The 26,686-nt window shown below is 53.2% G+C and carries 26 protein-coding genes; 11 read left to right on the forward strand and 15 right to left on the reverse strand.

Translation table 11 applies throughout. The features are described 5' to 3' along the window. Positions 1–100 precede the first annotated feature (100 nt). On the forward strand, positions 101–1,372 hold the full coding sequence (locus PHN51_08575) for an amidohydrolase family protein (GenBank protein MDD2818831.1): 1,272 nt from the start codon (positions 101–103) through the stop codon (positions 1,370–1,372). Between the two features lie 72 nt (positions 1,373–1,444). Here PHN51_08575 and PHN51_08580 read toward each other — a convergent pair whose 3' ends face one another. Beyond that, complete coding sequence (locus PHN51_08580) at positions 1,445–1,741, reverse strand: hypothetical protein (protein ID MDD2818832.1); 297 nt, start codon at positions 1,739–1,741, stop codon at positions 1,445–1,447. A gap of 182 nt (positions 1,742–1,923) precedes the next feature. On the opposite strand from PHN51_08580, the gene PHN51_08585 reads away from it, so the two are divergent. Then, entirely contained in the window at positions 1,924–2,571 is a 648-nt protein-coding gene (locus tag PHN51_08585; GenBank protein MDD2818833.1) for a YfcE family phosphodiesterase, read from the forward strand. A gap of 11 nt (positions 2,572–2,582) precedes the next feature. Here PHN51_08585 and PHN51_08590 read toward each other — a convergent pair whose 3' ends face one another. Together PHN51_08590 and PHN51_08595 are read right to left on the reverse strand one after the other, a co-directional pair. Further along, positions 2,583–3,590 (reverse strand): DUF2889 domain-containing protein, encoded by a 1,008-nt coding sequence (locus PHN51_08590; protein MDD2818834.1) that lies wholly within the window; start codon positions 3,588–3,590, stop codon positions 2,583–2,585. Positions 3,591–3,642: 52 nt separating this feature from the next. Next, complete coding sequence (locus PHN51_08595; protein MDD2818835.1) at positions 3,643–4,647, reverse strand: DUF2889 domain-containing protein; 1,005 nt, start codon at positions 4,645–4,647, stop codon at positions 3,643–3,645. 126 nt (positions 4,648–4,773) lie between these two features. Between PHN51_08595 and PHN51_08600 the strand changes: the two genes are divergently transcribed. From PHN51_08600 to PHN51_08610, 3 genes are read left to right on the forward strand one after another with little or no spacing between them, the layout of a single operon-like run. After that, positions 4,774–5,613, forward strand: a complete 840-nt coding sequence (locus PHN51_08600; GenBank protein ID MDD2818836.1) for an SDR family NAD(P)-dependent oxidoreductase — start codon at positions 4,774–4,776, stop codon at positions 5,611–5,613. 13 nt (positions 5,614–5,626) lie between these two features. Next, a complete protein-coding gene (locus tag PHN51_08605; protein ID MDD2818837.1) occupies positions 5,627–6,049 on the forward strand; it encodes an OB-fold domain-containing protein in 423 nt (140 codons plus the stop codon). A gap of 30 nt (positions 6,050–6,079) precedes the next feature. After that, complete coding sequence (locus PHN51_08610; protein ID MDD2818838.1) at positions 6,080–7,234, forward strand: hypothetical protein; 1,155 nt, start codon at positions 6,080–6,082, stop codon at positions 7,232–7,234. Here PHN51_08610 and PHN51_08615 read toward each other — a convergent pair whose 3' ends face one another. The 3 genes from PHN51_08615 to PHN51_08625 form a co-directional block, all read right to left on the reverse strand. Next, a complete protein-coding gene (locus tag PHN51_08615) occupies positions 7,235–7,690 on the reverse strand; it encodes an SRPBCC family protein (GenBank protein MDD2818839.1) in 456 nt (151 codons plus the stop codon). 11 nt (positions 7,691–7,701) lie between these two features. Further along, the gene (locus PHN51_08620; protein MDD2818840.1) at positions 7,702–8,547 is read right to left on the reverse strand and encodes an enoyl-CoA hydratase-related protein; all 846 of its coding nucleotides are present in this window, start codon (positions 8,545–8,547) and stop codon (positions 7,702–7,704) included. A gap of 161 nt (positions 8,548–8,708) precedes the next feature. After that, on the reverse strand, positions 8,709–9,851 hold the full coding sequence (locus tag PHN51_08625; GenBank protein MDD2818841.1) for an amidohydrolase family protein: 1,143 nt from the start codon (positions 9,849–9,851) through the stop codon (positions 8,709–8,711). Positions 9,852–10,063: 212 nt separating this feature from the next. Here PHN51_08625 and PHN51_08630 point away from each other — a divergent pair, with 212 nt between their 5' ends. The 6 genes from PHN51_08630 (at position 10,064) to PHN51_08655 (ending at position 17,613) form a co-directional block, all read left to right on the forward strand. Continuing rightward, the gene (locus PHN51_08630) at positions 10,064–11,299 is read left to right on the forward strand and encodes a CaiB/BaiF CoA-transferase family protein (protein MDD2818842.1); all 1,236 of its coding nucleotides are present in this window, start codon (positions 10,064–10,066) and stop codon (positions 11,297–11,299) included. Positions 11,300–11,436: 137 nt separating this feature from the next. Further along, positions 11,437–13,572 (forward strand): acyl-CoA dehydrogenase, encoded by a 2,136-nt coding sequence (locus tag PHN51_08635; protein ID MDD2818843.1) that lies wholly within the window; start codon positions 11,437–11,439, stop codon positions 13,570–13,572. Next, positions 13,569–14,852, forward strand: coding sequence for an MFS transporter (locus PHN51_08640; protein MDD2818844.1), 1,284 nt, complete (start codon positions 13,569–13,571; stop codon positions 14,850–14,852). The genes PHN51_08635 and PHN51_08640 overlap by 4 nt, the downstream gene beginning before the upstream one ends. 38 nt (positions 14,853–14,890) lie before the next feature. Then, positions 14,891–15,931 carry an LLM class F420-dependent oxidoreductase gene (locus tag PHN51_08645; GenBank protein MDD2818845.1) on the forward strand — a complete coding sequence of 347 codons (1,041 nt, stop codon included), beginning with the start codon at positions 14,891–14,893 and terminating at the stop codon, positions 15,929–15,931. A gap of 80 nt (positions 15,932–16,011) precedes the next feature. Further along, positions 16,012–16,398 carry an OB-fold domain-containing protein gene (locus PHN51_08650; protein ID MDD2818846.1) on the forward strand — a complete coding sequence of 129 codons (387 nt, stop codon included), beginning with the start codon at positions 16,012–16,014 and terminating at the stop codon, positions 16,396–16,398. Between the two features lie 18 nt (positions 16,399–16,416). Beyond that, complete coding sequence (locus PHN51_08655) at positions 16,417–17,613, forward strand: thiolase family protein (protein ID MDD2818847.1); 1,197 nt, start codon at positions 16,417–16,419, stop codon at positions 17,611–17,613. Here the strand turns inward: PHN51_08655 and PHN51_08660 are convergent. The 9 genes from PHN51_08660 to PHN51_08700 form a co-directional block, all read right to left on the reverse strand. Continuing rightward, the gene (locus PHN51_08660; protein ID MDD2818848.1) at positions 17,610–18,272 is read right to left on the reverse strand and encodes an NUDIX hydrolase; all 663 of its coding nucleotides are present in this window, start codon (positions 18,270–18,272) and stop codon (positions 17,610–17,612) included. The genes PHN51_08655 and PHN51_08660 overlap by 4 nt on opposite strands. A 14-nt stretch (positions 18,273–18,286) precedes the next feature. Further along, a complete protein-coding gene (locus tag PHN51_08665) occupies positions 18,287–19,039 on the reverse strand; it encodes an SDR family oxidoreductase (protein ID MDD2818849.1) in 753 nt (250 codons plus the stop codon). 33 nt (positions 19,040–19,072) lie between these two features. After that, on the reverse strand, positions 19,073–19,891 hold the full coding sequence (locus PHN51_08670; GenBank protein ID MDD2818850.1) for an NAD(P)-dependent oxidoreductase: 819 nt from the start codon (positions 19,889–19,891) through the stop codon (positions 19,073–19,075). A 14-nt stretch (positions 19,892–19,905) separates the two neighbouring features. Further along, positions 19,906–21,096: a thiolase family protein gene (locus PHN51_08675; protein ID MDD2818851.1), complete on the reverse strand. Its 1,191-nt coding sequence runs from the start codon at positions 21,094–21,096 to the stop codon at positions 19,906–19,908. Next, positions 21,093–21,530 carry a zinc ribbon domain-containing protein gene (locus PHN51_08680; GenBank protein ID MDD2818852.1) on the reverse strand — a complete coding sequence of 146 codons (438 nt, stop codon included), beginning with the start codon at positions 21,528–21,530 and terminating at the stop codon, positions 21,093–21,095. The genes PHN51_08675 and PHN51_08680 overlap by 4 nt, the downstream gene beginning before the upstream one ends. Before the next feature lie 32 nt (positions 21,531–21,562). Next, positions 21,563–23,071 (reverse strand): class I adenylate-forming enzyme family protein, encoded by a 1,509-nt coding sequence (locus PHN51_08685; protein ID MDD2818853.1) that lies wholly within the window; start codon positions 23,069–23,071, stop codon positions 21,563–21,565. Between the two features lie 196 nt (positions 23,072–23,267). Further along, positions 23,268–24,455, reverse strand: coding sequence for a thiolase family protein (locus tag PHN51_08690; GenBank protein MDD2818854.1), 1,188 nt, complete (start codon positions 24,453–24,455; stop codon positions 23,268–23,270). After that, positions 24,452–25,552, reverse strand: a complete 1,101-nt coding sequence (locus tag PHN51_08695) for an acyl-CoA/acyl-ACP dehydrogenase (protein ID MDD2818855.1) — start codon at positions 25,550–25,552, stop codon at positions 24,452–24,454. Before PHN51_08695 ends, PHN51_08690 begins: the two co-directional genes overlap by 4 nt. A gap of 24 nt (positions 25,553–25,576) precedes the next feature. After that, positions 25,577–26,686 carry an acyl-CoA dehydrogenase family protein gene (locus PHN51_08700; GenBank protein ID MDD2818856.1) on the reverse strand — a complete coding sequence of 370 codons (1,110 nt, stop codon included), beginning with the start codon at positions 26,684–26,686 and terminating at the stop codon, positions 25,577–25,579.

A 26,686-nucleotide genomic window follows, 5' to 3' on the forward strand; every position in this document is an offset into this window, starting at 1 on the left:
GATGGGACCAAAGTCCCTAAGCACAGTTCAACAAAGTGAGGCAGATTCTCCCTATCGAAAGTATTTCCGTAAACCATCGGAATTGGAGAGTGAGAAGTAGATGAATATCAATGACATGGTGCTGCTGAGCATCGATGATCACATCATCGAAGGCCCAGATACCTTTGCAAAGCACTTCCCAGAGTCAATGAAAGACCAAGCTCCAAAGCTCGTGAAGCATCCCGATAATCCAAACGTTGATGCCTGGATGTTCCAAGGTGTTTCTGTTGGTAGCCCAGGCCTCAGCGCTGTGGTGTCGTGGCCAAAGGAAGAGTGGGGCTTTGATCCAACTGACATTTCGGAGATGCGCCCAGGTACCTACGACATTCATCAGCGCGTACGCGACATGAACGTCAACGGCGTGCTTGCCGGCATGAACTTCCCAACCTTTCCAGGCTTCGCAGGCACTCACCTTGCATCGCTGCCAGATAAGAAACTGTCGCTCACAGCGATCAAGGCATACAACGATTATCTGCTTGATGAACTCTGCGGCGCATACCCAGGCCGCTTCATTCCTATGGGCATTATTCCTTTCTTCGACGTTGATGAATCAGTCAAGGAAATCAACCGTCTTGCTGCAAAGGGTGTTGGCTGTCGTTCCATCACGATGCCAGAAACCCCTTACGGCGTTGGTATGCCGGACTTCTCAACCGGATACTGGGATCCAATTTTCAAGGCACTTGTTGACACCGACATGGTTGCATCCATGCACATTGGTGGTGGCTTTGGTTTGATCCAGCGCCCACCAGTGACACTTCCAGATGACATCGTCATCTTGGCGGCACTCGTATCAACGATTGCTGCATCAGACTTGCTCACCAGCGGTGTGCTCAAGCGCATCCCTGATATCAAGTTTGCAATGAGCGAAGGCGGATTGGGTTGGATTCCATTCCTTCTTGATCGCATGGATCGTCACATGGTGAACCATTCATGGACACACCTTGATTCCCTGCCAAAGGGCAAGACTCCAACCGAGGTTTGGAAGGACAACTTCCTTGCCTGCTTCATCACTGAGCCAACTGCGCTCCTTACCCGCGAGCGCTATGGCACTCACACCATTGCTTGGGAATGTGATTACCCACACTCAGATTGCACCTGGCCATACTCACCTGAGTTGTTGCTGAAGGAACTCGAAGCTGCAAACTGCAGTGACAAGGAAATCGACATGATCACGCACGAGAATGTCGCGAACTTCTTCAACTGGGATCCGTTCAAGCACACGCCACGTGATCAAGCAACCGTTGGTGGCCTTCGTGCACTTGCAACAGATGTGGACACAAAGGAAACCTCAAAGGCTGAATACCGCCAGCGTTACGAGGCTGCACGGGCTTAGTTCTTTGGGCAGAACTAAAAAGAAGTCCCGGTGGCTAGCGCCACCGGGACTTCTTTACGTTTATTCGTTGAATTAGTCGGAAGCTGGAAGAGCTGAAGCCTGCTTCTGTGAAAGTTCTGCGCCCTCGAAGGTGAGTGGACCTTCGCCTGGTGCAACAACCAACACTTCAATTCCCACTTCATCGTTGCTGTAGCGCTTGCCGAGGGCGATAACTTCGCCTGCGCCCACAGTAGGCGAACCTTCACGAGCATCGGTGGTCATGACCACACCAGCGCAAGAGAGTTCACCGGCTTGGGTTGGAGCCTTCACGACGACAACTTCGCAACCTGAAGTGTTGTTACGAAGACGGGCACCTGGTGCAACTGGCATTGAGTATTCCTTTCGAGGCACACCGTCGTTCGGGGTGGAACGCGGTGGAGTTCAAATTGTGGCGGTTCTTGTGTGCTGATGCTATGCCAAGCGGGATGTGATCTGCCTCCCAGTCGGCTAATTTCACCACCGCGGTAAGCCATTACGCCAGTCCAATCCGGTCAACTCGCCTATTTGGATTCATGCCTTGGCCTAGAGTCACTCGCGTTGGCCGCAACCCATCTGGAGTCCATGTGAAGCTCGGCATCGTTTCCGATGTTCATTGTCAGGATGAACATCTGCAGCGAACAGTGGAATCCATGATCGCCGATGGGGTTGATGAAATCCTGTGTGCCGGCGATGCTCAGTATGAATATCGCCTCAGCAATGAAGTCACCGAAATTATTCGAGACAATCAGATTCGCTATATCCAAGGCAATCATGAATGGGTCTTGATGGGTCCAAATGGCGAACGCGCTCGCTCAGGAGAACACGTACGCAAATCGAATCTTGACTTCATCGCCGAAACACCTGACGAAATCCGTACTACGGTCAGTGGCAAAACACTGCTGATGACTCACGCAAGCCCTTGGGCACCACGCGGTCACTACCTGTATGCAGGCGACCCACTGTTTTCACGATGCGATGAATTGGATGCAGATTATTTAATTATTGGTCATACCCATGTGCCGATGGTCGAACGATTTGGTCGCACACTCGTGATTAATCCTGGATCACTTGTGTTTTCTCGAGAACCTGGTGCTTACGGAATGCTCTCGTACGTAATTCTTGACACCACAACGGATGAAGTCACAATGATGCATCCGCCAAAGGATTCCCAAGCTTCGTAATGCGCTGAGAGTTATGCGAGATGAGCGGCCAGGACTGGTACTTCCGCAAGTGCACGCAACGCATCATTCATGTGTGTACATCCATCAATACCAGGCAACAGCACATTCACGTTTGAGCGGAAATCGCGAATAGGTTGACCCACCAAACGATGCACCGACAATGTTGCCATTGGGCATTCCAAGAATGGAAGCACTTGAGGTATCGCTTCAATAGCTGTTACAAGGCCACTCACGACATTCACTCGCGCCTGAATCGTGTATTCATGCACTGCGATTCGATTGCCAGATGGTGCGGTTCCCGAATCTTGGAAGAACGAATCAATGACCCACTCGTCTTCCTCGCGCCAGACATCGATTCGACGTGATCTGCGAGCAGAAACTTCGGTGGTCTCGAATAGTTCATGCCATGCGTAAGGGTCAAATTCCACAGGAAGATTCGGCACAACTCGAGTTGCGTGTTTTGCTGGTGGGCCATCTTCACCTAACGCAGATGCACCTTGTTGGAACCCAGCGCAAATCCCCACCATTTTAAGTTTGCGCGATTTGATATCTGGATCCAACGAGTCCATTTTCGGTAATTCACCTGGGGCCATCCAATGAGTAAATGCGAATCCCGAAACCAAGGTCGCCCCAGAAATATCGTCAAGTAAAAGATACAGAGGTGTTCCCCTTTGAACTTGATCTGGAAATGACTCAACAATTTTGGTGCGCAACCCACCCTTCATATCGATCAGGACATCGATTCCCTCGAGTGCTGGAATGGTGGAAATCTCACTGATTACTCGATTCGGGCGAACCGTGACGTTCAGAACATCTTCTGCAATCACAGCCGGCGAAGAGTTGTCGGCGGGTGTGAAGAGGTCACGACATCTACCAATGAGGTGCATATCTGCATCGCGAATATCCCCATCCCATGTCGCGTCAATGGTTGAAGTACGTCGGATTGAATTGTTCCTGCGAGCAGGGGTTGGTACGGCTGGGCCAATGGGTTGAATGCCAGCAGGCACATCGACAGCCATGCTTTCCCTTTCCTCGGCCGGTCTGCAGTGAGTACCGGCTTGTGTGACAAAACTACTGAAGTGAAGCAACCAGGATTGGAACTTCAGCTAGCGCACGAAGTGCATCATTCAAATGCGTGCAACCCAAGGTTCCAGGTAATTGATCTACCACTGCTTGGCGGAAGTCTTGTACTGGAATTCCGATCATGCGGTGCACGTTCTTCGCTGCCTGAGGGCAAGCATCAAAGGGAAGCACTCTTGGATCTACATTCAAAGTTAGCAATTCGCCAGTGTGCAGATCTGCCGTCCCGTTCAAGCAGTATTCGTGGACTGCAACTCTGCCGTGGCTTGGTGTCGTGCAGCTGTCTTGGAAGTACGCATCAAAATGAATGTCATCATCAATCCACGCGTCGATGCGTCGCGCACGACGCAAGGCAGGTTGATCAGTTTCATCTTGAAGTTTGTGCCAAGCAAGTGGATCCGTATCAGTTGTCAGAGGGCCCGCAGGTTGCACCTGATGGATGAGTAGACACTTTCCATCTTCGCCAATTGCGTTTGATCCAGCTGCATAACCCATACATACGTCGATGGGAGCCATGAAGTCGCCACTCATGTGAGAACTTCGCTGCTCAGGCGCAATCCATTCAACAAGCACATGGCCTGAAATGAATAACGCGCCTGGCATGTCATCCAGCAATAAATACAAGGGGCTTCCCGCTTCTCGTTCTTCCGGAACGAGGCTATTCATCACGCGGCGCGAGTTGGGTGTTCCTTCGGGCCCGACCATGGCTTGCAAAGCAGGGCGATCAGGAAAACTGAAGAGAAATTCATAGGAGCGGTCTTGGTTGACCGTCGCTACCAACACATCATCTGCAAGAACTTTGGTCTCATCACCGTTGGTGAGGAAGTCACGCGCACGTCCGCGAACCCGTCGACTTTCTTGGAGTCCATTGGGAAAGTCGATGTCGAGTGTGGACGTTCGCCGAATTGAATGCGGCGGGCGAGGTGGACTTGGATTGCTCGGCCCACTAACTGCATTGGTGAGCACACGCCCAACAACGGGGAGTTCATACGGCACGTTTCATCCTCAAGAGCGCACGGTCACTTCAATCACTTCGAGAGTAGCCGATGCCCGATTTGTCGGGAGTGTTTTGGTTCAAGCAATTTCGGTGAAACCCGGACAAGTCGTATCGAAAGATTTACCGTGAGCCCACTGCCAATCGGAAAAGAGTCGTACATGAACATGCTGGATCTCACGGGCCGCGTTGCAATCATTACCGGTGGTGGAACAGGTATCGGAGCCACAACAGCACACCTCTTCGCCGAGCACGGCGCTGACGTCGTGCTTTCTGGCCGCAAGGTTGAACGCTTGCAGACCACCGCAGAAGAGATCATGGCCACAACTGGGCGCCGAGCAATTGCTGTACAGACCGACGTTCGCGAAGACGATCAAGTGCAGAACATGATCGATCGTACGATCAATGAGTTCGGCCAACTCGACATTCTGATCAACAATGCCGGTGGGGCCTACATGTTTCCTACCAAAGACACCCCGCCGGATCGTTTCCGTAATGCCATCGAACTCAACCTGACATCTGCGTACCTGTGTGCACATGCCGCGCTTCCACATCTCTTGAAGTCCAAGCATGCCTCAATCGTTTCGATGTCATCGGCAGCGGGCGTGCAAGGCGTCAAAGGCGGCTCTGCCTACTCAGCGGGCAAGGCTGGCTTGCAGATGTTCACCCGCGTGATCGCTGCCGAATGGGGTCCAAAGGGCGTACGCGCTAATGCGATTGCCGTTGGTGGTGTTGCCTCCGAAGGTGCGCTGCGTTCATGGGAGCGGTTTGGCATGGATGCGGAAAGCATGGGAGCGAATGTGCCCCTGCGTCGAGTTGGGTACCCAATCGATATTGCCAATGGTGCGTTGTTCTTCTGCAGTGAGATGAGCAGCTGGATCACAGGCCAAACACTTTCCATTGATGGTGGCCCGCATGGGATGGGCGGACTCACTGATGACGCCCTATGGCCAGAAGACAGCGAATAGAAAAGGAAACGACATGACAACTGAGGTTCTTCCACCCCTTCCGCTGCCAAATGAATTAACTGCACCCTTTTGGGATGGCGCAAACAATGGTCAATTGGTCATTCAACGTTGCAACGCTTGCGGATATTTCCAGCATGCACCGGAACCAATCTGTGCACACTGCTTAAGTTTTGACCTCGGTCATGCAGCGGTGTCCGGCAAGGGTTCGGTCTACACCTTCTGCATTCCAACCCAGGCGTTCCATCCTTGGTTTGAAGACAAACTGCCATTTGTTCTCGCCGTTGTTGAACTTGATGAACAACCAGGATTGAAGATGATCACAAACATCGTGGAAATCGATCCCGAAAGTGTCAAGGTTGGCGATCGCGTTGAAGTCACCTTTGCTCCCCTCGGTGAAGGCTTCACCTTGCCCGTCTTCCGCCCAGCTGCCCAGTAACTACTGGCTTATCTACTTCAGGAGTTACTCATGGCTAAAAAGAATCGTGTTGCAATCGTCGGTGTTGGTTACTCAGATGTAAGCCGCGGCAGCGGTCTAACTCTCGACAAGCTGACTGCGCAATCAAGCGTTGCTGCAATGAATGACGCTGGCATTAAGCCAACAGATATTGATGGCGTTGTGGTGCACAGCTTCCCGCATCAGTTTGTTTCATCAACCCATACCGCTGCAATGCTCGGAATTCCTGATGTTGCTTTCTATTCAGGCAACGTTGACGGTGCTGCATACAGTGTCGCTGCCATGCACGCAATTGCTGCGATTGCTTCTGGTTCGGCTGAAACTGTGTTGACCCTTCGCACGGTCCATAAGGCAGGTGCTGCCGGCGGTGCAGCGATGCTTGGGCCACAGCGCGGCATTCCAGGCAACATGCAATTCGGTATGCCCTACGGATCATTTACCGGATCGCACTGGGCCGGCATGTACATGCAGCGCCACATGGCGATGTACGGATCAACTGAAGAAGACTTCGGTGCATTCGCAATCGCTCAGCGCAAGTTTGCCGTTGCCAACCCAACTGAATCCTTCTTCCATGAAGAACTCACCATGGATGACTACATGAACTCGCGTTACATCGCAAAGCCACTGCATCTGCTCGACTGCGACTACCCGGTTGATTCATCCAGCGCATTGATCTTTACGACTGAAGAACGTGCACGTGACATGAAGCAAAAGCCAGTCTTCTTTGATTCATGGGCAAATGGCACCACCGCGGAAGCTGACTTCAGTTTGGTTCGCGACATGACCCATTCATCACCGTGGATGGCAGCAAAGCGCATGTGGTCACGCACGGATCTCAAGCCAAGCGATGTGAACACTGCTGGCCTTTATGACGGTTTCAGTTTCATCGCCATGCAGTGGTTGGAAGCACTTGGATTCTGTGACGAAGGGGGAAGCGGTGCTTTTGTTCGCTCAGGAGCAACAAGTGCTACTGGTTCATTGCCAACGAACACTGACGGTGGAGCATGCAACGTTGGTCGTCGCCATGGTGCGAACTTCTTTATTGAAGTCACCCGTCAACTTCGTGGCACTGCAGGCGACCGCGCGCTGCCAAATAAGCCTGAGGTTGGTGTTGTGAGCAACGCAGTTGGTGGCTTTGCTGCTTGTGCGCTACTGACTGCAGAGTAGCTACTGAACTACTGGTGTCGCTGCATGCGTGGCAACACCAGTAGCAAGTTGCATACCGAGTTTGCCTAGAGCCAACTTCCAGAACCAGCCGGTGCCTACAAGCTTTGGACGAAACTGCGAACTCCATGTAATCGTGCACCCGGTAGCAGTTGGAGTGACGTCAACGTCGGCTCGGTAATCCTTCACCGCAACCAGTTTGCTTTCGTTCAGCGTGTACGCGAACTTTGTTGGCGCGTTGATTTCAACGATCTGCTCGAGATTCATCATCAAACCGCTGTTCCATTGACGGATTGCGCCAACACTCTCGCCGCCATCCACGCCTGGCGTATGCAGCGCGTAGGTCTTAATAGGACTCCACTGTGGCCAGGTCTCACCATGGGCAAGCAGTGCAAACACAGCCTCGGCCGATGCAGTCGACTCTGCGGTCGCACTGACTTTGATGAGTTCGCTAGCCACAGCGGTGCTCCTTAACGTCCGGTGAACTTCGGTGCGCGCTTTTCCTTGAAGGCAAGCATGGCCTCCTGGCCGTCTGGGCCAGGACCCATACCGAGGTACGTAACCTCATCCTTCCACGACTGACGCATGTTCTGATCCAGAGCATCGTTGAGCTGGGCCTTTATCTGTCCGATCATGATTGTTGGTCCATTGGCCAAACGCTCAGCAACTTCGGTAGCTTTCGCGAGAACTTCAGCAGGCGGAACCACAACGTTTACTAGGCCCCATTCAAGTGCCTTTGGCGCTGGGAGTGGATCTCCGAAAAGCGCGATCTCCTTAGCGCGCACTGGGCTCACGCTGCGAGAAAGAATGTATGCAGCACTTGCTTCTAGCGGCAGACCACGCTGAACAAAGACTTCGCAGAAGCGAGCAGTTTCACCAGCAACGATGTAATCGGCGGCTAGAGCGAAGTTCGCACCAAAGCCATACGCCGCACCATCAACAGCAGCAACGATTGGCTTGAGGTTGTGCCACATTTTTTCGATAACGCGGTACCAACCATGCAGCAAGCCATCTTCGCGAGCAATGTGTTGCTGGAATCCACGGCGATAGTCCGCAGGAATTTCAATGTGATCCGCTTCAGTCAAGTCGGCACCCGAACAAAAAGCGCCGTCGGCACCATGAATCACTGCAGCACGAATGTCTGCATTGATGTTGACTTCATCAAGAGCCTTGAGAATCGCGTTGCGCAAAGGGTGCGTCACTGCATTCTTAATATGCGGACGATTCAAAACAAGAAAGGCAACTTGATTCTTTACGTAGAAATCAAGGCCGGCTTCTTTCCATGCTGCGATATCTGGTCTTGTGTAATGTTCCATGAATCGTCATTCCTTTGTGAGTGTTCCGCTAAGACTTCTTGCATGAAGATCGTTGGAGCCACTATTTCATCTTCATCGGTTGTTTGTGCGATGTGTTGGAAAGTAATACAAAGAAGCGGCGTCCGGAATTCCGGACGCCGCTTCTTTTACGTATCGAGCAATTAGCCCTTGCGTGGGAAGTTGTACACGCGACGAGCATTGAGTTCTGCTATCTTTGCGGCTTCATCATTTGGCACGTTTGCAAGTGACTCTTCGAGCATCTTGCGGGTGTGTGGCCAGTTGCTGTCTGAGTGTGGGTAATCCGACTCAAACATGATGTTGTCGATGCCAATGAGGTGGCGGGAGAAGATGCCTGCATCGTCGTAGATGAACGGTGCATACATGTTCTTGAACCACAGCTCTGAAGGCTTGATTTCGCGGTTCACATCGTTGTACCAACGGTGGCGATCCCAGACGTAGTCAATACGCTCGAGCATGTAAGGAACCCAGCCAATGCCGCCTTCACTCAACACGAACTTCACATCTGGGTAGTTGTGGAACACAGGTGACAGCAACAATTCTGCGGTTGCGTTAGCTGAGTTCAACGCGAAGAGTGAAATACCGACGGTGAAGTTGGTGGTGACGCCTTCTGTTGACACGCCTGGTGGGAAACCACCTGAACCGAAGTGGATCGAGATTGGCATGTTGCGATCGGTTGCTGCTTGCAGCATTGGGTTCCAGTGATCGGTGTGCCATGAAGGAAGGCCCAGACGATGTGGGAGCTCAACGAAGGTGAAACTCTTTGCACCCTTGTCGGCTGTGCGGTGAATTTCCTTGACCGTGAGGTCAACATCCCACCATGGCACGATCACAAGCGGAATCTGACGGTCTGGGTAAGCAGCACACCATTCGTCGATGATCCAGTCGTTGTATGCCTGGATTGATGCAAGGCCGAGTTCTTTGTCCTTGGAGGTCGCAAAGGTTGTGCCAGCGAAGCCAGCCATGTTCGGGAAGTTCAACTGTGCATGAACACCTTCGATGTCCATGTCTTTAATCCGCTCATGAATGTCATGGCAGCCATCGCGCATGTCATCATATGAACGAGGGTCCATTGCGATGTCTTCTTTTGCACGGCCTGCGACTGCGTTCAACGCAAAGTTGCCTGCTTGTGCACCTTCGTATGTCCAGTGATCGCCATTGACTGCGTCACGAACCAGATTCGGGCCGGCTTCCTTGAACTTGGCTGGAAGGCGATCGGTCCACACAGTTGGGTGTTCAATTACGTGGTCATCAACACTGATGATCTGTACGTCTTTTTCAAGCACGGGGGCCTCCTTGGCCGAAGGTGTTCTTTTATGGGGCAGAACTTCTCGGTCACCAGGACCGATGGCGTTACGGTAATACTTACGATAACTCCACGCAAGGGGTTTTCGGAAAGATTTTGAAGAATATTTTGTCCCTAAGAAAAGGCTGGCGTAACCCCTATCGAAACCATTACGGTGGGCCTTCGTCAGATCCGCATTACTAAGGAGCGTTCATGAGTGGTCCAATGAAGGGAGTGCGCGTTCTTGAGATCGCGCAGTTCACTTTCGTCCCTGCAGCAGGAGCAGTGCTTTGCGACTGGGGCGCCGACGTCATCAAGATTGAGCATGCCGTCACTGGCGATGCCCAGCGTGGTCTCGTTCGAGTGATGGGCCTTGATGCTCTGGCTCCAGGATCAAGTTTCTTCCCAATCATGGAAGGCCCAAACCGCGGCAAGCGCAGCATCGGTATGGACCTGACCAAGCCTGAGGCTCAGGAAATTCTTCGTGAACTCGTGCTCAACAGCGACGTTCTCCTCACTAACTTCTTGCCAGGCCCACGCCGCAAGATGGGTATTGACGTTGATCAAATCAAGGCAATCAACCCAAATATCATTTACGTGCGCGGTACTGCCTTTGGTAACAAAGGTGACGAGCGCGACAAGGGTGGTTACGACTCAACGGGTTTCTGGGCTCGCAGTGGCGCAGGCTGGGCAACCACCTGGGATGACGCAACTGACCTCACTCAGATGCCAACCGGCGCTTTCGGTGACAACACCGGTGGCATGACCATTGCAGGTGGCGTCGCAGCAGCGCTATACAAGCGTGCAGTCACTGGCGAAGCATCAGTGGTTGACGTTTCGCTGCTTGGCGTTGGCGCATGGTCAACCCAGTTTGGCTCAAACCTTGCCATGCTTATTGGCGGACCAACCCCCGCTCCAAAGCGCGTTCCACCTGCTGGCACACCAGGCAACCCGCTCACTGGTTCGTACCGCACCAAGGATGGCCGCTTCATCATGTTGACCATGTTGCAGCCAGGTCAGTACTGGCCAATGTTCTGCGATGCGTTCAACAAGCCTGATTGGAAGGCAGATCCTCGCTTTGCAGATGCCGGCTTAATCGTGCAAAACGGTTACGAAGGCCGCGCCTTGGTTGCTGAACTTTTTGCGTCAATGAACCTTGAAGAGCTCAAGGCCGTCCTAGGAACCCAGACTGGTCAATGGGCAGTTGTTCAAGACTTCTGGGAAATCAGCCAAGACAAGGGTCTTCGCGACAACGGCTTGATCGCCAAGGTCGTCGACGCTGATGGCAAGGACCGCGAGCTCGTTGCCAGCCCAGTGCTCTTCGACGAAGTGAACCCAACCCTTACCCGTGCACCACAGTTCGCTGAGCACACTGATGAGGTCATGCGTGAGCTTGGCATCAACGACGAGAAGCTCATTGAGCTCAAGATCGCTGGCGCAATCACCTAATTCGCCAACGTGACTTCGAGAGGCTCAGTTCTTCGGAACTGGGCCTCTCGGCTTTTCTAGGCCATTTGGGATAAAGAGTTCGATAATTCCGCTATTCTTTTTCTCGTTTGGTCGTTGAACTTTCGAAAGGAACTGCCATGTCCCTGGCTCTCACCGAAGAACACCGCTCACTCGCGGACGTTGCTCGCTCATTGCTCGCCGACAACGGAGGCATCGCGCAGGCTCGCGCAACGCTTGACGCGCCAACAGAAGTGCTCCCAGCATTCTGGGCACCTTTCATTGACAACGGCATGTTTGGTCTTCACTTGCCTGAAGAATTCGGCGGCCAAGGCTTTGGCCTCGAAGAGACCGCCATCGTTGTTGAAGAACTTGGTCGCGTTGTTGCACCAGGTGCCTTCCTTCCAACGGTTGTTGTTTCAGCAACCATCGCTGCTGCAGGCACCGACGCACAGAAACAAGCATTGCTTCCAGGTTTTGCAGAGGGCACATCTAGTTCAGGTTTCTCGCTGCGCAACAACGTCAGCGTTGCAGGCGGCAAGGCGAGCGGAACCGCAAAGTCAGTAACTTCTGCTGAACTTTCAACGCACCTTGCATTTGTTGTTGGTAATGACCTCGTCATCGTTCCTGCATCAAATGCAACCATCACGCCTAATAAGTCAATTGATGATTCCCGTCGCAATGCCAAGGTTGAACTCAAGGATGCACCTGCAGAAGTCATCGTTGGTGGTGGCGAACTCGCTCTTCGCATCGGTCGCGTGCTTGCTGCAGCAGAAGCTGCAGGTGGTGCACGTATAACCACAGAACTTGCAACCGAATACGCGAAGATTCGCGAACAGTTCGGTCGCACAATCTCAACCTTCCAGGCCATCAAGCATCACTGCGCCAATATGTTGATTCAGACAGAGATGGCAACAGCTGCTGCTTGGGATGCCGCTCGTACCGTTCTTGATCCAAAGGCTGGCCCAATCGCAGCAGCTGCAGCAGCAGCTCTCGCATTGCCAGCCTTTGAATTCAATGCTCGCAAGAACATTCAGATCCACGGCGGTATCGGCTTCACTTGGGAGCACGATGCACATCTGTACTTCAAGCGTGCTGCTGCAACTGCAGTAATTTTCGGAACCTCCGATGATGCTGCAGCTGACCTCACTGCGTTAAGCGCAAACGGCAACCATCGTGTGTATGCCTTCGATCTACCTGAAGAAGCTGAAAGCTTCCGTGCAGAAGCAAAGGCTGCAGTTGCTGCCTATCACGCAGCTGCAGATGCTGATAAGCGTCGCGTGCTCTTTGAATCCGGTTACTTGGTTCCTCACTGGGGCAAGCCTTGGGGTCGTCAGGCATCGGCTGTTGAGCAGATTGTGATCGAAGAAGAGTTCACCGGAATTGATGTTCCTAACCTCGGCATCACCGGCTGGGTTGGTTTGACCTTGTCGCAACTGGCTACCGAAGATCAGGTTCAGCGTTGGTTGCGCCCAGCAATGCTCGGTGAAACGGTGTGGTGCCAGCTGTTCTCGGAACCAGGTGCCGGATCAGACGCAGCCGCTGTTTCAACTAAGGCCGTCAAGGTCGATGGTGGCTGGAAGGTTGATGGCCAAAAGGTCTGGACTTCCGGCGCTCAGTACTGCCAGTTCGGTCTAGCAACAGTGCGCACAGATCCAGAGGCACCAAAGCACAAGGGTGTCACCGCAATGGTGATCAAGATGGATGCACCAGGTGTAACCATCCGCCCACTTCGCGAAAACAGTGGCGATGAAATGTTCAACGAAGTCTTTTTCGATGGCGTGTTTGTTGCAGATGAAGATGTCGTTGGTGACATCAATAACGGCTGGGCTGTCGCTCGCGCAACCCTTGGAAACGAGCGAGTGACCATCGGTGGTCAGGCTCGTAACGGTATTGATGCATACGACCTCATCGATCTCTTGCCAGGCGGCGTCAAGGCTGATCTTGGTCATGATCGCGAAGTTGGCAAGCAGGTAGCACTCGAGCAGGTCATTCGCTTGATGAACCTTCGCGCTGCAACGCGTGCAGTTATTGGTTCAGGTCCAGGAGCTGAAGGCAACATCACCAAGGTTCTTGTTTCTGAACTTGCTCAGTCCACGACTGAAGTTGCAATGAAGCTGCTTGAAGATGGTGGCGTCGATGGTGAAAACGCAGAGATCACCTACCAGTACGTCTTCAATCGTTGCCTCACCATTGCAGGCGGCACTTCAGAAATTAGCCGCAACGTAATCGCTGAACGAATCCTTGGAATGCCACGAGATCCACTGATTCGTTGAGTTCAGACACAACGGGTTCTACGACTAGCCCGCACCCGCAGCAGATCGGCACCGCTCGATCTGCATTGCAGGTGCGGGCTTTTCGCTATGTTTTACTCGGTTCATTCATGTCGCAGATTGGCACATGGATGCAAACCATTGTGCTCGGTGCATTTATTTATGACCGCACAAAATCGCCACTTGCAGTAGGCATCATTACGTTCGCCCAACTTGGGCCGATGTTGTTCCTGCCCACTGTTGGCGGTTGGATGACTGACCGCTTTGATGTACGCAAGTTCATTTTGATCATGCAGACCTGGCAAGTGCTATGTGTATTGACATTGGCATATGTCTTAGCCCGCCCAGAGCTGTACTTCACTGGTGTCTTTCTTTGCGTCCTTGGCGTGGGCATTGGTAACGCAATGATTGGTCCGGCGTGGGGATCTTCTGTTCCAAGCCTCGTGGGCCCCGAAAACCTCCGTGCAGCAGTGTCCTTGAACTCAACGCAAATGAATGCGGCACGGGTTATCGGCCCAGCACTTGGCGGCATCCTCTTTCCCATTATTGGGGCTTCAGGTGTGATGCTGCTTAACGCGGCGAGCTTTGTATTCGTCATGACCGCGGTGTACCTCGTGCGCTTTCCCGCACGCAAACCTGGCACCAATGCCACGTCAGGACTCGGCGGCGGTCTTGAAATGATGCGCGAAGACCCATTCGTGCGACGCATTATCGTGAGTGTGTTTGCCCTTGCTCTATTCACCTTGACCTTCTTGTATCAACTTCCCACGATCGCTGGTCAAAACTTTGGCATCGACGTTGAGTCGTCGGCTTACGGTTGGTTGTATGCGTGTCTCGGTGGTGGTGCGGTGCTTGGCGCAATCGGACTCAGCACGTTCCTCGTGCGTCGCAATCCATTCAAAGTCATTGGCTCTGGGCTCATTGGAGTGTGCGTCATTCTGGCGATCCTGCTTTTCGTACGACAGGCGCCATTGGCTTACCCATTGATTTTCGTTCTTGGAATCTCATACCAACTTGTAGTGATTGGCCTCAACGCTTCGGCACAAAGCCACGTACCACTTGAACGACGTGGCCACCTGATGGGTTTGTGGATGACTGCCCTGGGTGGCACCGTGCCTATCGGCATGTTGCTTGCCGGTGCTGTAGCTCAACGCACCTCAATCACTGTGGTGATCGGGTATGGCTGCGTTGTCGCTATTTGGGTTACTTGGCGATTGCGCCCTACCAAGATGCGCCAACTTGAAAAAGAAAGCACCCAACTTGGACTGGCGAGTACTAGCTAGTCTTGTCTTAGAAGCACTCGGTTATGAGAGGACCTGCCATGCGTTTGTCGTACACCCTTGATTACACCAAAGATGTTGTTGCGCTCACGCCGACAATTTTGGATCTTGAACAAGCGGGTCTAGATCTCCTTTGGTTACAAGAGGCCTACAGCTTCGATGCAGTTTCAGCGATTGGCTATCTCGCTGCGAAGACCAGCACGATCGGCCTTGGCACCGCGATCTTGAATGTGTACAGCCGTACGCCAGGTGTGTTGGGCATGACCGCAGCAGGCTGTGACCATCTCAGTGGCGGTCGTTTCCATCTTGGCCTTGGTGCATCAGGCCCACAGGTCGTTGAAGGCTTCCACGGCATGGCGTACTCCAAGCCACTAACTCGAACCAAAGAAGTAGTCGACATTGTTCGCAAGGTTGTTGGGCGCGAGGTTGTTGAGTACTCCGGTGACACCGTGAGTGTTCCGCTGACTAAGGAAGCCGGCGGCACAGGTTTAGGTAAGCCGCTCAAGCTCATCAACAAGCCAGACCGCTCAATTGTGCCGATCTACCTCGCCGCTCTTGGGGATAAGTCAGTAGAAACCGCAGCCGAAATTGCTGAAGGTTGGCTGCCCTTCTTCTGGGTCCCAGAAAAAGCACAACAGGTATTTGGAGCCGCTTTGGCACCAGGCCTAGCCAAGCGCTCACCAGAACTCGGTTCCTTAGACATCGTTGCAAATACCACCGTGGCTATTGGCGACAATCTTGATCGTGACGCCCTGCTCGCGGGTATGCGCAATCACATTGCCCTGTATGTCGGTGGCATGGGTGCTCGCAATGCCAACTTCTACAACGATCTGGCCCAACGCATGGGTTGGGTGGATGAGGCGCTGGCCATTCAGGAGTTCTTCCTCACTGGTAAGCGTGAAGAGGCAGCTGCAGCTGTTCCACAGGCTTGGCTTGATCAGGCAACCTTGGTGGGTCCAGCCTCCTTTGTTGCTGAACGCCTGGCTGCTTACAAGGAATCTGGTGTCACCAGCTTGGACATTACGATTCCAGCGGGTGTGGATCCAGTTGCAACAGTCGAGCAACTTCGTTCTTTGATGTAGCAATTGGGCAAAGTGCCCTACGCGAAGGGCATTTTCTGCCTAAGTTCTTCCTATACGAACACGTTTCCCAAGGAGGAGCTTTGCCGATTCCGATCGTTAATTACTTGGCACTCGAGCCGCAGCCACATTTGGTTGCGCAACAGTGCATGGCCTGCAAGGCAAAGGTATTTGGTCGCCATAACGCGTGCCCAAATTGCTTCGCCCTTGACTTCACCGAGGTCGACATTCCGACTACTGGGATCTTGAAGACCTTCACCATCGTGCATCACGATGCCAAGGGTGTTCCTGTTCCGTACTGCGCGGGTGTGATCGACTGCGGCGGCATGACAGTGATGGGCAACATCATCGGTGTCGATCCAGATCCAGAAATCATCACACGAGGCATGGAAGTGCAGCTCAAGACATATTCACTCGGTCAAGACGCTGAAGGCGTCGAGGCCATTGGCTTCGGCTTCGAGCCGGTTTAAGAAGACGAGGAACATTCAATGACTGAAAACGTTTGGATTCTCGGAATCCACATGACACCGTTCGGCAAGCGTGCCGACAAAGATGTACTCGATCTTGCTGCCGAAGCAGCGCTGGCTGCATTGAAGGATGCTGGCGTGACCATGCGCGACATGCAAGTCATGGGCTACGGGAACCTGCGCGGACAAACCAGTGGACAAAGCCTGCAAAAGCAGATCGGCCAAACCGGTATTCCTTCGTACAACGTCTCAAACGCATGTGCAACAGGATCAACCGCCATGCGCGCAGTGATGATGTCCATCAAGTCTGGCGAATCAGACATGGGTATTGCTGTGGGTGTTGAAAAGCTTTACGGAGCAGGCCTACTCACCGGCAATGATGTCGGTAGCGGTCCAGAAACATGGACACCTAAGGGTCGTAATGGCGCCATCAAGAATCTCGATGGCTACATCGGTACAAGTGGCATGGCTGGTTTGTTTGCTCAAATTGGTATGGCCTATAACAACAGTGATCCACGCGCAGATTTCGAACTCTTCGCACGCATTGCTGAAAAGAGTCATTCACATTCAACACTGAATCCGAATGCGGCCTACCAAAACAAGATGTCACTTGAGCAGATCATGAACGATCCAATGATTGCCTACCCACACACGCGTTCTATGTGTTCGGCGAACTGCGATGGCGCTGCAGCAGCTGTACTCGTCAGTGAGTCGAAGTTGCGTACGTTGTCCCTTGAACAGCAACGCCGCGCAGTGAAGATCAGCGCTTCGGTGTTGGCATCAGATCCTTGGACCGAATCTGCTCAGGAATTTCCTGATGTCAGCACCGTGACTCGCAATGCCGCGATCAAGGCGTATGAGCTGGCCGGTGTTGGCCCCCAGGATATGAACCTTGTGGAATTGCATGACTGCTTTGCAGCTGCTGAATTAGTCCACTACGACAACTTGCAGTTGTGTGAACCGGGTGGCGCTATTGATTTCTTCAATTCAGGGGCAACCTGGCGTGATGGCAAGACGCCCGTGAATGTTTCTGGTGGTCTGCAATCAAAGGGGCACCCAATTGCAGCAACCGGTATTGCCAATATCTGGGAAGTTGCTACCCACTTACGCAATGAAGCTGGCGCACGCCAGATCGAAGGCGCAAAAGTTGGTATGGCACACGTGATCGGCTTGGGATCCTCCTGCACTGTTCACATCTTGGAAAAGAGCAGCCTCTAAAGAATCCGCTCAAACACCCAAGGCCGGTCCCCCATATAGAGGCGGTGCCGGCCTTGGGTGTTTTCGGAGTCCGGATATTCACTGTCGCCAGCCCACACAAGCATCATGCCTTCATCAGTTTTCACACCATGACTGGTGTACACAGGAGGTTCTTCAACCGCCGCGGCTATCGCAAGGATGTCATCCACGCTCGTGGCTGCAGCCAGACCTTGAATGGTCACGAAGGTCGGTGGCATCAAATCAATTTCACCTCGCTGATGCAATGCAATAGCTTCTTGTGGGGATACCCACACATGCTCAACAAGTTCGGTCTCTGGAAGTTCAACGAGTGAATTCGCTGGAACGACGCCCACAAAGAACCAAGTGTGAAAGCGCACCGGTGCCTGAATGGGGGGAAGCCATACGGCGAAGTGGTGGAGTTCTGACGGCTCAATGTGGAGTCCCGTTTCCTCCATCGCTTCCCGCGCTGCAGTGCGGCGAGCGACATCGACTTCCTCGTCGTCATCGCTGAGCACGTCATCCACTTCAACGCGCCCGCCTGGAAATACCCAGGCGTTTGCAAAAGCACCGTGTTGTGGGCGCTTCAACAACAGAAGTTCAGCGCCATCATTGCTTTCCCGAAGGAGGACAACAGTTGCCGCTGCTTGTAAATCAGCCATGTAAAAACTTTCAGTTAGCTGGAGAGCGATGCTCCACCGCTCACCCGGAAGGTTTCCCCGGTGATGAAACTTGCCTTATCGGAAATCAAAAACATCATCATGTTGACGATGTCTGCTACTTCACCTTGACGATGGATGTACTGCATTTGATTGATGATCATCGACACCATGTCAGCAGGAAGATCTGCCATCGCGCTGTCAGTTGCCATCAATCCGGGTGAGATGGCGTTGACTCGCACACCTGCATCAGCGAATTCTTTGGCGAAGGCCATCGTGAGTCCACGAACTGCCATCTTTGACACACCATATGGCGAGGTCGCCATGTTGCCTGCCATAGAAGAAATATTGATGATGTTGCCGCCACCGCGACTCTTCATCGAGTCAATCGCTGCGCACGAGCAGTTCACAATTCCCATAACGTTCACGTCAAAGAGTGCTCGTACGTCATCGCGAGTCAACGTAGTGAAGGGCAGGTTGTATTTCGTTAAGTGCAGGCCGGCGTTGTTGATCAAAATATCAATCCCGCCAAATTCTGCTACCGCTTTTGCTACCGCTGAGTTGACTGCATCTTCATTTGCAACATCGCAATCAACTGCTATTGCCTTGATTCCTTGGGCCTGAAGTTTTGCTACGGCATCATTTGCGCCTTGCACATTGATTTCAGCAATCACAACTGAAGCGCCTTCGCGCCCAAGCGTTTCCGCGAATGCGTAGCCAAAGCCCATTGCGCCACCGGTAATAAAGGCAACCTTGCCGTTCAAGCTCATGGAGTTCCTCTCGACGAAGACCCCATCGTCTCGCTATTTCGTAGCAGTTTCCATCGATTTCACAAATTGCTCAGCTGCCTGCAAGACCAATGGATCTGATGCGACTAGCGAGCGCAAAATGCTCACGTCTTTTGTCAGAGCTGGTTTTGCCGCACCAGATGCGATGACCTCGACGGATCCGGCCCCCCGGAACATGTCAACCGCAAAACTCTTGCCCGAGCTGGAAGAAATTGCCTGCATCAATGCTTGCGGATCAATCGACAACTCTGATGCAAGCTGAACAACTGATTCAACAATTGCTAACTGGGCAGTAAACACCGCGTTATTCATCAGCTTGGTTTTTTGACCGGCGCCAATATCACCGAGATGAATGACGCAAGTAGCAAGAACATCGGTGAGTGGCTTGGCTTGCTCGAGATCCTCGGAACTGCCGCCGGCCATGATCGTGAGTTCCCCCAATTCTGCACCATTTGGCCCACCACTCACAGGAGCATCAATCACTTTGATGCCGTGCGCCTTAGCCCGAGCAGCAAAATCAACGATGAACGTCGGCGGGACTGTGCTGTGCACCAAAACAACGCAGCCAGGTGCCAAGCCTTCGACCAAACCTTGTGCACCAAACATCACTTCTTCGACGGCAGCATCATCAAAGACCACAATGCTGACGAGATCCGATTGTGCACCAAGTTCAGCTGGTGTTTGGGCACGTTGGACCGAAGAAGGAAATTCTTCAAGCACTTCTGGTCGACGAGCCCATACCGTCAGCGGTAGTCCACTTCGTGATAGGTGAATCGCCATTGGTTTCCCAATGCTGCCCAATCCGATGAATCCAATACGTGCTGATTGAACCATCGGAACTCCTTGAACTAGTTGGAAATACCTCGTGTCAACAACATGGCACCTGCGATTGGACCGCCACCGTTTGCTGCAACAGCAACTTCAGTGTTAGGAATCTGACGTTCGCCAGCCTCGCCGCGCAACTGCACAGCGGCTTCGTAGACGTGGCCAAAACCATGCAGGCGACCTTCAGATAGCTGACCACCGTGGGTGTTAATCGGAAGCTCACCGGTGCGAGCGATGCGTTGGCCACCTTCGATAAAGGCACCGCCTTCGCCTTGTGCGCAGAAGCCAAGTGCCTCAAGCCACGCCAAGGTGATGATGCTGAAGCCGTCATACAACTCAGCTACGTCAACATCGGCAGGCTTGAGGTCAGTGCGTGACCACAACTGCTTCGCCACACCTTGAGCCATCATTGAGGTCATGTCTTCGTATTGATCCCATGATGGGCGGCCGTACTGCGCGGTACCAACAGCGTTGATGTGCACTGGAATCTTTGGTGCATCATTGGCGTAATCAACATGGGAAATGATGATTGCGGTTGATCCGTCTACCGGAACATCGCAGTCCAACAAGCACAATGGCGTTGAAATCATGCGAGCATTTAAGTAATCGTCCATGGTCAATGGATCCCGATATACCGCGCGTGGGTTAACCCCAGCATTCGTGCGGCAGGTCAACGCAATCTGAGCAAGCTGCTCACGCGTGGTGCCGTACTTATGCATATGAAGTTGAGCAACCTGTGCAAACCAGTTGGTTGCAGAGATTGCGCCAAATGGTGCGAGGAATTCCATGAAGCCGGAAGCTGCCTGCATGCCTTGGCCGGGGTTTCGGCCTTTGGCGCCTTGCATGGTTGATTCAGTGACTGTGCGGAATACGAGCACATGCTTAGCCAAACCTGCGGCTACAGCCATCGTTGCTTCAATGATTGCGCCGAGCTGTGCTGAACCTTCAGCAGCGCCGTACATGTAATTGAGATCTAGTCGGAGGGCATCTTGCACCTGTGGTGCTGACGGTCCACCAAAACCTCGAGAAGCAATGGCATCTCCACCTGGGTAGGTAGCAACACCATCAATATCTTCACGCTTGAGCCCTGCATCTTCAATTGCTTCAAGCGCAGCTTCGAGAGTGAGGTCCATAGCCGTGCGGCCTAGTCGACGACCAGAAGCTGAGCGACCTACACCACTGATGAATGAAAGGCGTTCTGGGTTCTTGCTCATGCTGGCGCTCCTTCTGGAACGAAGGTTGGGTAAAAGATGTCATCGCGTGCAAGGAACCGGGTTTCCACACGGCTGCCAATGAGATCGGCCGGTGCGATGTCCAGTGGCACACCAGCAAGCAATGCGGTGAGGCGCAGATCAGGCTGTTCATCCATCGTGACGATGACAATGATGTACGGCTCTTGGCCAGGAACCCACTGCTGAACGTTCACGGTGAAACTCAGCACAGTGCCCTTGCCGGACACCACTTCTGGTTCCATTTTTGCGCTTAGGCACTTTGGGCAGCGTGGTGTTGGTGGATGCGAGAAGTACCCACAGTCACCGCAACGCTTAAATCGAAGCTGGCCATCGGCTCCGCTTTGCCAGAAAAATTCACATTCTGGGTTGTCTTGTGGCGGGATTCGCATCGTCAAGATGTCGAGATCAATAGCCAAGGCAAACTCCTAGCGTTGTAGTTGCGAAGTACTTAGTTTTGTTCTTCGTGCAAAGCGAACTCAGTGACTAAATTACGGCGAAGCAACTTGCCCGTTGCTGTTTGTGGCAGCAACTCGTGACGCAAACGTACGTAGTCAGGAGTCTTTGATGAGCGAAGCTTCTCGCGGCAGAAGTCTTTAATGTCTTCTTCTGTGCAGGTCATGCCTTCACGAAGCACAACGAACGCAGCGATGCGCTGGCCCCACTCTTCGTCAGGCACGCCGGCAACTGCGCATTCGAGCACTGCTGGGTGACGGTGAATGACTTCTTCAATTTCTGCAGGAGCGATGTTCTCGCCGCCGCGAATGATGGTGTCGTCGGTGCGACCTTCGATGAACAGGAAGCTTCCTGCATCCAACCAACCGCGGTCGCGTGTATTGAACCAGCCATCGTCGTCAACAACCTTGCCGCTTTCGAGGTATTCGCCTGAAACCTGTTCGCCGCTTACCCAAATTGCACCTGGTTCTCCAAGTGGCAGTTCATTGCCTTCGCTATCGCGAATCTGAAGATTGACGTTCGGCAGAACCTTGCCAACTGAACCAAGGCGAACACGAACTTCTGGATCCGTGCTGTTGAATGAATCGCGGTGATCTTCTGGTCCAAACACTGCAACAGAAGATGAAGTTTCCGTGAGCCCGTAAGCATTGACGAAGCCAACATTGGGGAACAAACCAAGTGCACGCTCAAGCGTTGCCTGAGCAATGCGAGCACCGCCGTAGCTCAAGCTGCGCAAGGTTGGTGGAGCCTGACGGCCAGTTTCTTCCATGTGTTCAACGATGCGCGACAACATTGTTGGTACGAGCATTGCGTTGGTGACGCCTTCTCGCTCAACCGTGTCAAGCCAAATCTGTGGTGTGAAGCGATCCAAGTACACCACTCGACGGCCGGCGTACAAGTTCGACAACAGGTTCGCAACTGCTGCAATGTGATACGGCGGAACCGAAACAACCATGGCATCTGTTGGTTCTGCGCTTGCAAAGTCAACTGATCCAAGGACGTATGCGACAAGGTGCTTGTGACGAAGCACTGCACTCTTAGGAGCGGATGTTGTGCCGGATGTCTGAAGCAACAATGCAATGTCTTCTGGGTCTGGCTCTGAGTCGAAGACAGGAACGTCGCCGCTGCCGGTCTTTTCAATCCACTCGTCAAACGTCATCACTACCTGTGCTGAACCTTCAGGCACGATGCTTGGGTTGTCGGTCACGATGAACGGTGCCGGCATGCCCATGATTGCCTTGGCAATGTATTCCTCAGCCAAGCGGTAGTTCAGTGGAAGGAACTGCATCTTGGCGAAACCTGCGCCAAAGAGTGCGATGGGGAATGACGGCCCGTTCTCGCCACAGAAGATGACGCTCTTAGCACCGGAGTCCTGAATCAACTTGCCGCCGCGGGCAGCAGCAGCACGCAGTTGGGCGTAGGTCATGCCATCGGCCAGGCTGCCGACCGCGACGCGATCGTCGTAACCGCCTGAGACCATTTCCAACAAAGTAAGCAGATTCACGAAAGACTCCTAGAAGAGAAACACAAAAATTGGCACTTGTCGCGAGGATCGGGGTTTCCGGATCGCAACATGTGAAGGATGGTCGCAAGGGGTAATCGCAAGCCATTCGGTAAGTCGCAACCCTACGGCAACGGCTTACGACGTTGCTAGGTAATCCCCCAAAGTGAGCGCGACCTCACATAGGGGGATTTCCCCTTTAGAGACGCTCAATAATGAGGCCATTTGCCAGGCCGCCGGCCTCACACATGGTCTGGAATCCGTAGCGGCCACCCGTCTCTTCCAAGGTGGTCAGCAAGGAGACCAACAGGCGCCCACCAGAAGCACCAAGTGGGTGGCCTAGAGCTATTGCGCCACCGTTTTGGTTGACCTTGGCAACATCCACGCCGGTGTCCTTCAGCCAAGCCAGCACGGGCGCTGCGAAAGCTTCATTGACCTCAAAAGCATCGATATCGGCCAGGGTCAGACCCGCCTTTTCGAGGGTTTTCTTGGTCACGGGGATCACAGCAGACAGCATTTCCACTGGGTCATCTCCAATAACCGACGAGGCCACGATCCGGGCGCGAGGCTTCAGGCCTAATTTCTTAACCATGGCTTCGCTGGCAATGAGTACTGCCGAAGCGCCATCGCTGATCTGAGAGGCGTTGCCTGCAGTGATGGACCAGTCGATTTCTGGGAAGCGTTCCTTGGCGCCGTCATTCACAAATGCTGGCTTGAGCCCACCGAGGGCTTCCAATGAGCTGTCAGCGCGAATGCCGTCGTCAGCTGAGATGACTGTGCCATCAGGCAAGGTCACCGGAACGATTTGCTTGGCCAAGGTGCCGGCCGCCTGAGCTGCTGCTGCGCGTTGATGTGATGACAATGAATAGGTATCCATGTCTTCACGACTCAATTCCCAACGTGAAGCAATGAGTTCTGCGGAAATGCCCTGCTCAACCAGACCGCCACCTGCATAGCGCGCGGCAACTGTTGGACCGAATGGGTCTTCACCGTTTTTGTTACTGAACATTGGGGTGGTGCTCATTGATTCAACGCCAGCAGCAATGACGAGATCGTAAGCGCCTGCCATCACGCCTTGCGCACCGAAGGCAACTGCTTGCATTGAAGATCCGCATTGACGATCAACAGTGGTTGCCGGTACTGATTCCGGAAATCCTGCGGCAAGCACAGCACTGCGCGTGATGTTGTTGCTCTGACGGCCAATCTGAGTAACACAACCGCCGATGACATCGTCAACCAAAACGGGATCGAAGCCATTGCGCTCAACAAGTGCGCGCAAAGGCACGGCCATTAAGTCAGCTGAATGCAAAGGTGAGTAGGAACTGCCATCACGCTTCACGCGCGCAGTTGGTGTACGAACGATGTCGACAATGTATGCGTCGGTCATGCGGTGAGTCCTAACAGTTGTTGGAGTTGGTTGCGGCACGAGAGTGCGTCACCGAAGAGAATTTCATCCGTCTTGACTCGACGAAGGTAGAGATGTGCGCAGTGTTCCCATGTGAAGCCGATGCCACCATGAACCTGAATCGTTGCTTCGGCAACCCAAGGCGCAAAGCGTGCGCAATAGGCCTTCACTACCAATGACTGTTCGTGAAGGGAAGCGCCGTCGGCTGGATCAACAAGTGACGAGGTCTCAACCGCAGCGCGCATTGATTCAACATGCGCAAACATTTCAGAGCAACGATGCTTAATGGCCTGAAAAGCACCAATTGGCTTGCCGAACTGAACACGGGTCTTTGCATACTCAACAGAAACCTCCATCAGCTTCTCTGACATGCCGAGAAGTTCCGCGCTCACTGCAATGCGTCCGTACGCATTCAATGCCTTTAACGCGTCGCTGTATTCGCCACCAATACGAGTTGCCGCAACACCTTCAAAGGTAACGAGTGCTGTTGGTCGAGTGAGATCGAGTGATTGTTGAGGTGTAATCACAAGGCCCGATGCCTTCGCATCAACAAGGAACAAACCAGTTCCCGATGGTGTCGTTGCGACTACCAAGATTCGGTTTGCAATCCGCGCATTGAGCACTGCTGTCTTTGAGCCGTAGACACTCCAGCCATTTTCATCCCGCGCAACCGTGTTAACACCCGCGCCGTCAATCAATGCAACGGTGATGATTTCGCTACCGTCTGCAATAGCTGGTAACACTTCAACATTCACTGCGGCATCGCCTGCGAGCTGAATTGCGATTGGGGCCAAGACACCTGAAGCAAGGAGCGGTACGACCGCCAAAGCGCGTGAAGCCTCTTCAAGTGCAACAGCCATTTCTCCCATACCCATGCCTTGGCCGCCGAACTCTTCTGGAATCAAGAGTCCAGCAACACCAAGGTCCGTTGCCAAGCCTCGCCAAGCTGCTTCGTCAATACCCGAATCACTTGCGATGACTTCACGGACACGGGTTTCAGGTGACGTATCTGTGAAGAAATCACGCAGGCTGGCTCGGAAATCGGCACGTTCCGACGCGGAAGTCGTTGAGCTATTCATAATCTTCAAATCCCTTTTCGATGCTTAGTCGCGTGGAAGACCGAGTACACGGTCGCCGATGATGTTCTTGACGATGTCTGAGGTTCCTGCAGCGATCGTTGCCGAGCGAGCAGTGAGGTAGCCAACCTTGGCGTCATTGGCGTCACCTGTGATGCCATCGATGCCTGCAAGTTCCATCACCGTCGTGTCTACGCGCTGGCTCAACTCACTCCACACCATCTTGATAACTGATGATTCGGAACCTGGCGCAACGCCACCGGCAATTTTTGCGAGCATCTGGCGGCCCATCATGCCTAGCACTCGGCTCTCCACATAGAACTCTGCAAGCTCATCAGCAATGATCGGCGAAATTTGGGTGTCGCTCTTGGTGACATCTTCGACCAAGTTGCGGATGCGTTGTTCAAGGCGTCCTGCAAACACAGCAACACCAGCACGCTCATGGCCAAGAGTGGTCATGGTGACGTTCCAGCCTTCGTTCAAAGGTCCGATGAGATTTGCTACAGGCACGCGAACATCAGTGAAGAAGACCTCGGCGAATTCAGCACCACCGTTGATCTGCTTGATTGGGCGAACTTCAAGCCCTGGCGTATCAATTGGCACGATAATCGCTGAAATGCCCTTGTGCTTTGGTGCATCAGGGTCCGTACGTGCAAGTAACTGCATGTGTGTTGCGTACATGCCGTTAGAAGTCCAAACTTTCTGACCATTAATCACGAACTCATCGCCATCAATGACCGCACGCGTGCGCAATGAGGCAAGGTCTGACCCTGCGCCTGGCTCGCTGAAACCTTGGCACCAGAACTCATCAGTGTTAGCGATCTTTGCCACGCTCTTGCGTTGTTCATCATTACCAAAGCGCATCAAGGTTGGTGCAACGTTCTTTACGCCGATCATGCCCGGGATCTGTGGGGCGCCATATTGAGCAACCACATCTTCAATAGCCAGCATTTCCATGGTGCCAAGACCGCGACCACCAAACTCTTCTGGCCAGGTTGCCGTTGTCCAGCGACCTTCAGCCATCGTGCGCTGCCAATCCAACTTGGCTTCCCACGTGTCTTGGTCAGGCCACTTCGCGCGCCAGGCGGGAAGAGCATTCGCGAGAAATTCGCGCAGGTCAGCAAGCAGTGCATCCAT

The organism is Candidatus Nanopelagicales bacterium (assembly GCA_028687755.1).
Lineage (GTDB): Bacteria > Actinomycetota > Actinomycetes > S36-B12 > S36-B12 > UBA11398.